10 protein-coding genes and 1 pseudogene are annotated in these 10,810 nt (G+C 73.7%); 9 read left to right on the top strand and 2 right to left on the bottom strand.

Translation table 11 applies throughout. From position 1 onward, the window contains the following. A pseudogene (locus QWM81_RS19000) lies at positions 1–152 on the top strand (cobalt ECF transporter T component CbiQ); the annotation flags it as partial. After that, complete coding sequence (locus QWM81_RS18995; protein ID WP_290113294.1) at positions 149–994, top strand: energy-coupling factor ABC transporter ATP-binding protein; 846 nt, start codon at positions 149–151, stop codon at positions 992–994. The pseudogene QWM81_RS19000 and the gene QWM81_RS18995, both read left to right, overlap by 4 nt. A gap of 42 nt (positions 995–1,036) precedes the next feature. On the opposite strand, the gene QWM81_RS18990 is transcribed toward QWM81_RS18995, so the two are convergent. Then, a complete protein-coding gene (locus QWM81_RS18990) occupies positions 1,037–1,960 on the bottom strand; it encodes an alkylmercury lyase family protein (protein WP_290113293.1) in 924 nt (307 codons plus the stop codon). On the opposite strand from QWM81_RS18990, the gene QWM81_RS18985 reads away from it, so the two are divergent. From QWM81_RS18985 to QWM81_RS18965, 5 genes are all read left to right on the top strand, one after another. Beyond that, the gene (locus QWM81_RS18985; RefSeq protein ID WP_290113292.1) at positions 1,959–2,414 is read left to right on the top strand and encodes a heavy metal-responsive transcriptional regulator; all 456 of its coding nucleotides are present in this window, start codon (positions 1,959–1,961) and stop codon (positions 2,412–2,414) included. The genes QWM81_RS18990 and QWM81_RS18985 overlap by 2 nt on opposite strands. A gap of 126 nt (positions 2,415–2,540) precedes the next feature. Then, positions 2,541–4,568 carry an NADPH-dependent 2,4-dienoyl-CoA reductase gene (locus QWM81_RS18980; protein WP_290113291.1) on the top strand — a complete coding sequence of 676 codons (2,028 nt, stop codon included), beginning with the start codon at positions 2,541–2,543 and terminating at the stop codon, positions 4,566–4,568. Between the two features lie 23 nt (positions 4,569–4,591). Then, the gene (locus tag QWM81_RS18975) at positions 4,592–5,131 is read left to right on the top strand and encodes a PadR family transcriptional regulator (RefSeq protein WP_290113290.1); all 540 of its coding nucleotides are present in this window, start codon (positions 4,592–4,594) and stop codon (positions 5,129–5,131) included. Between the two features lie 58 nt (positions 5,132–5,189). Continuing rightward, positions 5,190–5,360, top strand: coding sequence for a 50S ribosomal protein L32 (gene rpmF, locus QWM81_RS18970; RefSeq protein WP_290113288.1), 171 nt, complete (start codon positions 5,190–5,192; stop codon positions 5,358–5,360). Between the two features lie 5 nt (positions 5,361–5,365). Beyond that, a complete protein-coding gene (locus QWM81_RS18965; protein ID WP_290113286.1) occupies positions 5,366–6,658 on the top strand; it encodes a GTP-binding protein in 1,293 nt (430 codons plus the stop codon). Positions 6,659–6,787: 129 nt separating this feature from the next. Here the strand turns inward: QWM81_RS18965 and QWM81_RS18960 are convergent, their stop codons facing one another. Then, complete coding sequence (locus QWM81_RS18960) at positions 6,788–8,719, bottom strand: heavy metal translocating P-type ATPase (RefSeq protein WP_290113284.1); 1,932 nt, start codon at positions 8,717–8,719, stop codon at positions 6,788–6,790. A gap of 108 nt (positions 8,720–8,827) precedes the next feature. Here QWM81_RS18960 and QWM81_RS18955 point away from each other — a divergent pair, with 108 nt between their 5' ends. Both QWM81_RS18955 and QWM81_RS18950 read left to right on the top strand, forming a co-directional pair. After that, entirely contained in the window at positions 8,828–9,205 is a 378-nt protein-coding gene (locus QWM81_RS18955; protein WP_290113283.1) for an ArsR/SmtB family transcription factor, read from the top strand. A 23-nt stretch (positions 9,206–9,228) separates the two neighbouring features. Further along, complete coding sequence (locus tag QWM81_RS18950) at positions 9,229–10,626, top strand: FAD-dependent oxidoreductase (RefSeq protein ID WP_290113282.1); 1,398 nt, start codon at positions 9,229–9,231, stop codon at positions 10,624–10,626. Positions 10,627–10,810: the final 184 nt, after the last annotated feature.

The following is a 10,810-nucleotide window of genomic DNA, read 5'->3' as shown; positions in this document are numbered from 1 at the left end:
TCCAGACCGGGCTGGCCGGGCGCGGTTACGACGGCACGCTGCGCGTGCTGGTGCCGCCGGCGACGGTCTCCGGGCGCTTCCTGGGCGCGACGGGGGCGCTGCTCGCCGGTCTCGTCGCCGTCACTCTCGTACTCGAAAGGCTCCTGCCGTGAATCGTGACGCCGTCGTGGAACTGGTGGGTGCCGGATACGCCTACGAGGAGGGCCCGGCAGTGCTGTCGGGCATCGACTTCGCCGTGCCCGAGGGGCGTTCGATCGCGCTGCTCGGCCGCAACGGCAGCGGCAAGACGACGATGCTGCGGCTGCTGAGCGGCGGCCTGCGGTGCGCGAGCGGGCGGCTGCGGCTGCGCGGCGAGGACGTGTCGTACGACAGGGCGGGGCTGACCCGGCTGCGTACGACGGTGCAGCTGGTCGTGCAGGACCCGGACGACCAGCTGTTCGCCGCGTCGGTGGGTCAGGACGTGTCGTTCGGGCCGATGAACCTGGGCCTGGCGGAGGCGGAGGTACGGGAGCGGGTGCGCGAGGCCCTGGAGGCGCTGGACATCACGGCGCTGGAGGACCGGCCGACGCACCTGCTGTCGTACGGGCAGCGCAAGCGGGCGGCGATCGCGGGGGCGGTCGCGATGCGGCCCCGGGTGCTGATCCTGGACGAGCCGACAGCGGGTCTGGACCCGCACGGCCAGGAGCGGCTGCTGGCGGTGCTGGACCGGCTGCGGGCGTCCGGGACGACGGTCGTGATGGCCACGCACGACGTGGACCTGGCGCTGCGGTGGGCGGACGACGCGGCGGTGCTGACCCCGGACGGGCTGCGTACCGGCCCGGTGGCGGAACTGCTGGCCGACCGGGCACTGCTGGGCGCGGCGCGGCTGCGCCGCCCCTGGGGCATGGCGGTGGCCGGGGTGCTGCGGGAGCGGGGCCTGCTGGGCGCGGACGCCCCCGGGCCGCGCACCCCGGAAGAGCTGGAGGAGTGGGCGGCGGCGGTCTCAGGGCCGTAGCGGCGAGCAGCGGGCGGCGGCGGTCACCGACCGTAGGGCCGGTCACCCGGCCGAAGCCGCGAGCAGCGGGCCGAAGATCTCGCGGCCGAGCTCTTCCGCCCGCTGCCGGCTCACCATCCCCGCCCGCGCCTCCGGGTGGTCGTCGCTCCAGCGCCGTGCCGTGTCGGGGCTCGCGAAGAAGTTCAGGTCGGGGCAGCAGGCGTCCACCGCCGGGCCGGCGCAGGAGCCGGTGGACACGAGCACCACGGCCGAGGCGGGGTCCCACGTCGCCGTGGAGCCGCGGAAGGTGACGGTGACCGGTTGCCCGGTCACCGGGTCGGCCGAGTGGATGTCGGCGTCGCGGCCGAGCATGGGGGCGATGCCCAGGGCGTCGATGGCGCACATGGCCCACACGCGTGGCCCGTCGGCGATGCGCACCTGGTGTGCGGTGGGGACGGGTGAGAAGGGGTAGGCGGCGCGGATCGCGCCGGCCTCGTCGAGACTCAGGTAGTCGGCGGCTGCCAGCTCGGCGAGCACCCGGTCCGCGGGTAGCCCGGAGGGCTCGGCCGCGGCCGCCAGTTCAACCGTCGTCGGTGGCCGTCCATGGGTGGCGAAGGACCGCAGGACAGCCTGCTGCACCGCGCGCTGCCCGCCTTCGACGGGCGCGAGCCGCCCGCGACCGGCCCTGTCGGCCATCTCCGTGGTGCGCGCCTCCGCGAGGACGGCCCGCAGGCGTTCCACGGACGGCACGCCGGAACGCACCCGGCACGACAGGCTCGCCGGCTCCCCCTCCCGTACGAAGGGATCGGCGCCGTTCACGAGCAGGGTCGGGGAGCCATGCATGCCCAGCCGTACGGCCTCGGCGTCATCGTGCACCTCGCGCCACTCCACCCGCCGCGCGTCCTCGGCGTCGAGCGTCTCCTCCAGGCGTCGGCGCAGCGCCTGCGCGGTGGGGCAGCCGGGCACCGTCAACACGGTCAGTTCCATGACGCCGACGCTAAACCTTCCCGTGCGGTGGAAGGTCAAGGCGTACGGTGAGGGCATGCGCATCGGAGCCCTCGCGAGCACGGCCGGGATCAGTACGAAGGCCATCCGGTTCTATGAGCAGGCCGGGCTGATGCCCAAGCCGCCCCGCACCCCCTCCGGCTACCGCGACTACCCGCCGCAGGCCGCCGCCCGGCTCGCCTTCATCCGCAACGCCCAGGCCGCCGGGCTCACCCTCGCGGAGATCCGCGAGGTGCTCATCATCCGCGACGGCGGCGAGGCCCCGTGCGCCCATGTCGGCGCGCTCGTCGCCGAGCACCTGCGGCAGGTCGAGGAGCGGATCGCCGAACTGACCCGGGCCCGGGCCGCGCTCCTGGACCTGAAGGACGCGGCGGACGCCACCGACCCGAGCACCTGCCCGGAGGGCCCGGTCTGCCGCATCCTCAACGCCGTCTGACTCCATCAGGTCCGACTCGCGGAACGCCGTGTCCGAGCTCACCCGGGGATTCTTATGCAACTTGTTGCACAAGGACGGTGGACCGTCTAGAACTGGGGCGACGACACCGCGCGAGGAGGCGCCCCCATGACGACGACCCCGACTCCGTACCCGCATCTGCTCAGCCCGCTGGACCTCGGGTTCACCACCCTGCCCAACCGGGTGCTCATGGGGTCGATGCACATCGGGCTGGAGGAGGCCGAGAACGGCTTCGCGCGCATGGCCGCGTTCTACGCCGCCCGGGCCCGCGGCGGTGTCGGGCTGATCGTGACCGGCGGCATCGCGCCGAACGAGGCGGGCCGGCCCTACGAGGGCGGGGCCAAGCTCACCACCGAGGAGGAGGCCGCCGAGCACCGCGTGGTCACCGAGGCGGTGCACGCGGCGGGCGGGCGCATCGCGATGCAGATCCTGCACTTCGGGCGGTACGCCTACCACCGCGACCTGGTCGCGCCGAGCGCGCTCCAGGCGCCGATCAGCCCCTTCGTACCGAACGAGCTGACCGATGACGAGATCGAGCGGACCATCGAGGACTACGTCCGCGCCGCCGAGCTGGCGAAGTCGGCGGGGTACGACGGAGTCGAGATCATGGGCTCCGAGGGCTATCTGATCAACGAGTTCATCGCGGCGGCGACCAACCGGCGCGAGGACCGGTGGGGCGGCTCGTACGACAACCGGGTCCGCTTCCCGCTGGAGATCGTCCGCCGTACGCGGGAGCGGCTGGGCAAGGATTTCATCCTGATCTACCGGCTCTCCATGCTGGACCTGGTGCCGGGCGGGTCGTCCCTGGAGGAGGTCGTCACGCTCGCCGAGGCGGTCGAGGAGGCGGGCGCGACGATCATCAACACCGGTATCGGCTGGCACGAGGCCCGTATTCCCACCATCGCCACGTCGGTGCCGCGCGGCGCGTACACCTGGGTCACCCAGCGGCTGATGGGCTCGGTGTCCATCCCGCTGGTCACCAGCAACCGCATCAACACCCCTGAGGTGGCGGAGCGGCTGCTCGCGGAGGGGCGCGCCGACATGGTGTCGATGGCCAGGCCGTTCCTCGCCGACCCCGACTTCGTCGCGAAGGCCGCGGAGGGCCGGCCGGAGACCATCAACACCTGCATCGGCTGCAACCAGGCCTGCCTGGACCACACCTTCAGCGGGAAGATCACCTCCTGCCTGGTCAACGCGCGCGCCTGCCACGAGACCGAGCTGGTCCTCTCCCCCACCCGGCTGCGCAAGCGGATCGCGGTCGTCGGAGCCGGTCCGGCCGGGCTCGCCTGCTCGGTCTCGGCCGCCGAACGCGGCCATGACGTCACGCTGTTCGACGCGGCGGACGAGGTCGGCGGGCAGCTCAACATCGCCAAGCGGGTACCGGGCAAGGAGGAGTTCGACGAGACGCTGCGCTACTTCCGTACCCAGCTCCAGCTGCGCGGCGTGGCGGTGAAGCTCGGTACGTACGCCACCGCCGAGCTGCTGTCCGGGTACGACGAGGTGGTCGTCGCGACCGGTGTCACCCCGCGCACGCCCGTCATCGAGGGCGTCGACCACCCGAGCGTCGTCAGCTACCTGGACGTGCTGCGGGACGGCGCTCCGGTCGGCGAGCGGGTGGCGGTCATCGGCGCGGGCGGGATCGGCTTCGACGTGGCGGAGTTCCTGACGGACGGGGGCGAGGGCGCGAGCCGGGACCCCGAGACGTACTTCCGGCAGTGGGGCGTCGACACCTCCTACGGGGAGCGCGGCGGGCTGCGCGCGCCCGAGCGGCCGAAGCCGCCGCGCACCGTGCACCTGCTCCAGCGCAAGGCGTCCAAGGTCGGCGCGGGGCTGGGCAAGACGACGGGCTGGATCCACCGCACGGAGCTCAAGCACCGGGGCGTGACGATGGTCGCGGGCGCGTCGTACGAGCGGATCGACGACGAGGGGCTGCACATCACGGTGGACGGCCAGGCCCGTACCCTGCCGGTCGACACGGTGGTGCTGTGCACGGGCCAGGAGCCGCGGCGCGAGCTGTACGAGGAGCTCGTCGCGGCGGGGGTGCCGGTCCACCTGATCGGGGGCGCCGACGTCGCGGCGGAGCTGGACGCCAAGCGGGCGATCGACCAGGGCACGCGGCTGGCCGCCGCGCTGTAGCCACGCGTCCCTAGGATGCGGTCATGTCACTCCCGCACGCGATCCTGACCGCTCTGCTCGAGAAGCCGTCCTCGGGTCTTGAACTGACCCGCCGCTTCGACCGGTCGATCGGCTACTTCTGGTCGGCCACCCACCAGCAGATCTACCGCGAGCTGGGAAAACTGGAGCAGGCGGGGCACATCAGGGCCCTGCCCGCCCAGGCTCCGGCCCGTGGGCAGAAGAAGGAGTACGAAGTGCTGCCCGCGGGCCGCGCGGAGCTGGCCGCCTGGGTACGCAGGAGCGAGGACCCCAAGCCGATCCGCGACGCCCTGCTGCTGCGGCTGCGCGCGGCGGCGGTGGTCGGCACGGAGGGCTTCGGGGATGAGCTGCGCCGCCATCTGGCACTGCACCGGGCGCAGTTGGCGGAGTACCTGGCGATGGAGGAACGGCAGTTCCCGCCGGAGCGGGACTCCGAGGCGGACCGGCTGCGGCATCTGGTGCTGCGCGGGGGGATCGAGCTGGAGCGGTTCTGGACGGCGTGGCTGACCGAGGCGCTGGCGGAGTTCGACCGACGAGATTGTTAATGGCAATCGTTTTCAGGTAGCGTGACCGCACCGTACCGACGATGGAGGTCTCGCAGTCATGGCCGTACCCAAGCGGAAGATGTCCCGCTCCAACACCCGCCACCGCCGCGCCCAGTGGAAGGCGTCCACGCCCCAGCTGGTGCCGGTCACGGTCGACGGCTCGGTCTATCAGGTGCCGCAGCGCCTGGTGAAGGCGTACGAGCGCGGCCTGATCCACCCGGAGGGCTGAGCGCGATGACGACGACCACGGCGACCGGCACGGCGGGCCGCACGGGCGCGGGCACGGCGACGGCGACCGCCACCGGCACGGCGACGGGCGCGGCGACCGCCACGGGCACCACGACCGGCACCGGCACGGCGACCGGGACCGGCACCGACCGGCGTCTGCCGGTCACCGTCCTCTCCGGCTTCCTCGGCGCCGGCAAGACGACCCTCCTCAACCACGTCCTGGGCAACCGGGAGGGGCTGCGGGTCGCCGTGATCGTCAACGACATGAGCGAGGTCAACATCGACGCCGCCCTCGTGCGCGGCGGCGAGGCGGCACTCTCCCGCACCGAGGAACGGCTCGTCGAGATGACCAACGGGTGCATCTGCTGCACCCTGCGCGACGACCTCCTGGAGGAGGTGGACCGGCTGGCGCGCGAGGGGCGGTTCGACTACCTCCTCATCGAGTCCAGCGGCATCTCGGAGCCCATGCCCGTCGCCGCGACCTTCGCCTTCCCGCGCGACGACGGCGCGACACTCGGCGACCTGGCCCGGCTCGACACCATGGTCACGGTCGTGGACGCGGCGAACTTCCTGCCCGAGCTGGCGGGCGGCGACGGGCTCGCCGAACGGGGCCTGGACCAGTACGAAGATGACGAACGCACGGTCAGCGACCTGCTGATGGACCAGATCGAGTTCGCGGACGTCATCGTCGTCAACAAGCTCGACCTGGTGGGCGAGGAGGACGCGGCGCGCCTGACCGCCGCCGTCACCCGCCTCAACCCGGTCGCCCGGATCGTGACCGCCGAGCGCGGCCGGGTGGACCTCAAGGACGTCCTGGGCACCGGCCTGTTCGACCTGGAGCGCGCCCAGCAGGCGCCCGGCTGGGTCATGGAGCTCAACGGCGACCACGTCCCGGAGACCGAGGAGTACGGCATCTCCTCCACCGTCTTCCGCGCCGACCGCGCCTTCCACCCCGAGCGGCTGTGGCGGTTCGTCACCGAGGGCATGGACAGCGGGGCGTACGGCCAGGTCCTGCGCTCGAAGGGGTTCTTCCGGCTGGCCGGCCGCGACCATGTGACGGGGCTGTGGTCCCAGGCCGGGTCGGTCGCCCGGTCCGAGCCGTCCGGCGCCCGGGAGGACGGCGGCCAGGGCCAGGAGCTGGTCTTCATCGGCACGGACCTGCGCGCCGACACGCTGCACGAGGCACTGCACGCGTGCCTCCTGACGGAGGGCGAGACGGGCCCCTGGGCCGACCCCTTCCCGGCGTGGGACGTGCACGGCACGGAGGACGCCTGCGAACACGAGGCGGCGCACGGATGACCCGGCCACCTCTCTGCCGCCGGCGGCGCACGACGCACTGCCGGCGGCAGGCCGCGCGATGACGGCCGGCCTGGCCGCGCAACGGCCGCCGCGGGTGGAGCGGCACCGGATGAGCCTCGTACGCCTGAGCTAGGCCGTCGCCCTGCGCCAGGCGGATTCCCGCAGCAGGCGCAGCCCGTTGAGGCCGACGAGGACGGTGGAGCCCTCGTGGCCCGCGACGCCCAGCGGCAGCGGGAGGTGGCTGGCCAGGTCCCAGATGACCAGGGCGCCGATGCACACGCCCGCGATGACCAGGTTCTGTACGACGAGCCCGCGGGCGCGGCGGGAGAGGGCCACGACCGCCGGGACGGTGGCCAGTTCGTCGCGTACGACGACGGCGTCGGCGGTCTCCAGGGCGAGGTCGGAACCGGCGCGGCCCATGGCGATGCCGGTGTGCGCGGCGGCGAGGGCGGGGGCGTCGTTGACGCCGTCGCCGACGACGAGGGTGCGCCGGCCGGCGCGTTCCCACTCCCGTACGGCGGCGACCTTGTCCTCGGGAAGCAGCCCGGCGCGGACGTCGGTGATGCCGGTCTCGGCGGCGATCCGGCGCGCCGCGGGCTCGTTGTCGCCGGTCAGGAGCGTCGGCGCGGAGCCGCTGAGGCGGGCGAGGGCCGCGACGGCCGCCGGGGCTCCCTCGCGCAGCCGGTCGGCGATGCCGAGGACCGCGACGGGTACGCCGTCGACGGCGACCACGACGGCGGTACGCCCGTCGGCCTCGGCCTCGCGGGTGGCGTCCGAGGGGGCTGTCGGACGGCCGACCGTGACGTCCCGTCCGTCGACCACGGCGCGGACGCCGACGCCCGGGGTGGAGGAGAACGCCGTGGCCGCCGGGACCGGCAGGCCGCGTTCGCGGGCGGCGGCCACCACCGCGCGGGCGAGCGGGTGTTCGCTGGGCAGCTCGGCCGCGGCGGCCAGGGTCAGCGCCTCCGGCTCCGCCACCGTGCCGGTCAGCAGCCGGACGTCGGCGACCCGCGGCGCGCCTTCGGTGAGCGTGCCGGTCTTGTCCAGGGCGACCCGGTCGACCTGGCCCAGCCGCTCCATCACCACGGCGGACTTCACCAGCACGCCGTGCCGCCCGGCGTTGGCGATCGCGGAGAGCAGCGGCGGCATGGTGGCGAGGACCACCGCGCACGGGGAGGCCACGATCATGAACGTCATGGCCCGCAGCAGCGTCTCGGTGAAGTCCGCGCCGAAGGCAAGGGGCAGGGCGAACAGCGCGAGGGTGGCGACGACCACGCCGACCGAGTAGCGCTGCTCGATCTTCTCGATGAAGAGCTGGGTGGGGGCCTTGGTGGCGCTGGCCTCCTCCACCATGGCGACGATCCGGGCGATGACCGACTCGGAGGCGTCCTTGTCGACGCGGACGCGCAGCGCGCCGGTGCCGTTGAGGGTGCCCGCGAAGACCTGGTCGCCGGCCGCCTTGGCGGCGGGCAGCGGCTCGCCCGTGATGGTGGCCTGGTCGACGTCGCTCGCCCCGTCGAGGACGGTGCCGTCGGCGGGCAGCCGCTCCCCCGGTCGTACGAGAACGGTGTCGCCGACCCGCAGATCGGCCACCTCCACCGGCTCCTCCGTGTCGCCGGTCAGCCGTACGGCCTTGGCGGGCGCCAGGTCCAGCAGGCCGCGCACCGAGTCGGCCGTGCGCCGGGTCGCGAGGGCCTCCAGCGCGCCCGAGGTGGCGAAGATGACGATGAGCAGTCCGCCGTCGAGGAACTGCCCGATCGCGGCGGCGCCGATCGCGGCCACGACCATCAGCAGGTCGACGTCGAGGGACTTCTCGCGCAGGGCCTGGAGCCCCGCCCAGCCGGGCTCCCAGCCGCCTGCGGCGTAACACAGGGCGTAGAGCGGGCCCCACGCCCACGCCGGGGCGCCGGCCAGGTCCAGGGGGAAGGCGGCCAGGAACGCCACGGCGGACAGCGCGGCCCAGCGGACCTCGGGCAGGGCGAACAGCCTGGTCCGGCGGGGCGTGGGCCGGGCCGGGGCGGGCGGGGCCGCGGGCCGGGTGTCGAGCACCGGGGAAGCCATCGGGGCACACCTCTCCATGGGCGGTACGGCGGTTACCGGCACCACCATAGCGGAATGAATGAAGAGCTCTTCATGTGTACGAGTGGACACGCGGCTACGATGACCTTCATGGGACACGGAGTGAATGGCGAGACGACACCGGCGGCCCGCCTCGACGCGGAGTCCGCGGCCACCATCGCCGCCACCCTCCAGGCCCTCGCCACACCGTCCCGGCTGATGATCCTCACCCGGCTGCGCCAGGGGCCGTGCGGGGTGACGGAGCTGGCCGAGTCCGTCGCCATGGAGCAGTCGGCGGTCTCGCACCAGCTGCGGCTGCTGCGCGCGCTGGGCCTGGTGACCGGGGTGCGGCACGGCCGCCGGATCGAGTACAGCCTGTACGACAACCATGTCGCCCAGCTCCTCGACGAGGCCGTGTACCACATCGAGCATCTTCGGCTCGGCGCGCGCGATCTCCCCCAACCCGGCGTGGATACTGGGCAGTCGTAGCGGGACGACGCGAAGGGGCGGGCATGACCGACCAGTTGGGGACCAGCCGCCGGACACGGCACGCCGTGGTGATCGGCGGCAGCATCGCGGGGCTGCTCGCGGCCAGGGTGCTCGCCGAGCACGCGGAACGGGTCACGATCGTCGAGCGCGACCGCTTCCCCGGGGGGCCCGAGCCGCGCGCGGGTGTACCGCAGGGGCGCCATCTGCACGTCCTCATCGCGGGCGGCCAGCACGCGCTGGAGCGGTTACTCCCGGGCGTCATCGAGGAGTTGCGGGAGCAGGGGGCGCCGAAGGTCGGGATGCCGCGGGACATGGTCCAGTGGCAGGGCGGCTCCTGGTACCGGCGCACGGAAGCCACCGCATACCTCTACACCGGTTCCCGCCCGCTCCTGGAGCAGCTGATCCGCCGCCGGGTGCTGGCCGACCCGCGGATCGCGACGGTGGAGGGCACGGAGGCCACCGGACTGGCCGGTGACGCCGTCCGCGTGCGGGGGGTGCTGGTGCGCGAGCGGGGAGCGGGCAAGGACCAGGAGCCGCACACCCTGGCGGCGGATCTGGTCGTGGACGCCTCGGGCCGCGGCTCGCGCGCCCCGCAGTGGCTGGCGGCGATCGGCGCGGAGCCGCCGGCGGAGGAGAGGCTCGACACGGGCCTGGCCTACGCGACCCGGGTGTACCGGTCCGGCCCCGCGCGCGACGGCGCCGACTTCGTGGGCCAGTACATCGTGCCCAACCCCGACCAGACGTACGGCGGCGTGGTGCTGCCCGTGGAGGGCGGGCGCTACCTGGTCACCCTCTCCGGGCTGCGCGGTGAGGAACCGCCCACGGACGAGGACGCGTTCGAGAAGTTCGCGGACCGGCTGCCGCACCCGGTGCTGCGGGACTGGCTGGCCACGGCGGTGCCGGAGTCCGCCGTGCACGGCTTCCGCCAGACGGCCAACGTCCGGCGCAGGTACGACCGTCCGGGGCGCCGCCCCGCCGGGTTCCTCGCCACGGGCGACGCCCTGTGCACCTTCAACCCGATCTACGGGCAGGGCATGTCCGTCGCCGCGATCAGTGCGGTGGCGCTGCTCGACGCGCTGGCGGACCGGCGCCGTACGCCCACGACACACCGCGTCCAGAGGGCGCTGTTCGACGCGTCCAGGCAGGCGTGGGACATCTCGGCGGGGGCGGACAAGAAGATGCCCGGCGCCGAGGGGGACGCGGTGCGTATGCGGGCCGCCGACCGGCCGGCCGCCTGGTACCTCAGGCGGGTCCAGGAGCGTGCCCCGGGCGACCCGGTCGTCGGCGCCGCCTTCCGCTCGGCGCTGTCGCTCGCCGAACCGCTGACCGCCCTGTTCGCCCCGCCGGTCCTGCGGGCGGTGCTGTTCGACCCGGTGCGCGAGGCGCCGGCGGAGCCGCCACTGTGGCGGGAAGGCACCTGAGGACTCAAAGGGACCTGAGGACCTGAGGACCCGAAGGAACTGAGGACCCGAAGGAACCGAAGGGCTCAAGGGTGCGGGACGACCTTGTCAGCGCCGTCGCCCTTCTGCTTCACGGTCTCGACCAGCTCATCCTGGCCGTCGTGGCCGGTCAGGTCGAAGACCTCCCCTCCGCGAGCGCGGGCGC

This window comes from Streptomyces ficellus (assembly GCF_030406405.1).
Lineage (GTDB): Bacteria > Actinomycetota > Actinomycetes > Streptomycetales > Streptomycetaceae > Streptomyces > Streptomyces ficellus_B.
The sequence above is the reverse complement of the archived record's forward strand: the minus strand, read 5'-3'. Positions and strand labels throughout refer to the sequence as shown.

Excerpts from the sequence above, each read along its gene's own strand:
- QWM81_RS18990 (WP_290113293.1), bottom strand. The coding sequence starts at position 1,960 with ATGGAACTGACCGTGTTGACGGTGCCCGGCTGCCCCACCGCGCAGGCG.
- QWM81_RS18955 (WP_290113283.1), top strand. The coding sequence starts at position 8,828 with ATGGGACACGGAGTGAATGGCGAGACGACACCGGCGGCCCGCCTCGAC.
- QWM81_RS18975 (WP_290113290.1), top strand. The coding sequence starts at position 4,592 with ATGTCACTCCCGCACGCGATCCTGACCGCTCTGCTCGAGAAGCCGTCC.
- QWM81_RS18980 (WP_290113291.1), top strand. The coding sequence starts at position 2,541 with ATGACGACGACCCCGACTCCGTACCCGCATCTGCTCAGCCCGCTGGAC.
- QWM81_RS18950 (WP_290113282.1), top strand. The coding sequence starts at position 9,229 with ATGACCGACCAGTTGGGGACCAGCCGCCGGACACGGCACGCCGTGGTG.
- QWM81_RS18965 (WP_290113286.1), top strand. The coding sequence starts at position 5,366 with ATGACGACGACCACGGCGACCGGCACGGCGGGCCGCACGGGCGCGGGC.
- QWM81_RS18985 (WP_290113292.1), top strand. The coding sequence starts at position 1,959 with ATGACGCCGACGCTAAACCTTCCCGTGCGGTGGAAGGTCAAGGCGTAC.
- rpmF (WP_290113288.1), top strand. The coding sequence starts at position 5,190 with ATGGCCGTACCCAAGCGGAAGATGTCCCGCTCCAACACCCGCCACCGC.
- QWM81_RS18960 (WP_290113284.1), bottom strand. The coding sequence starts at position 8,719 with ATGGCTTCCCCGGTGCTCGACACCCGGCCCGCGGCCCCGCCCGCCCCG.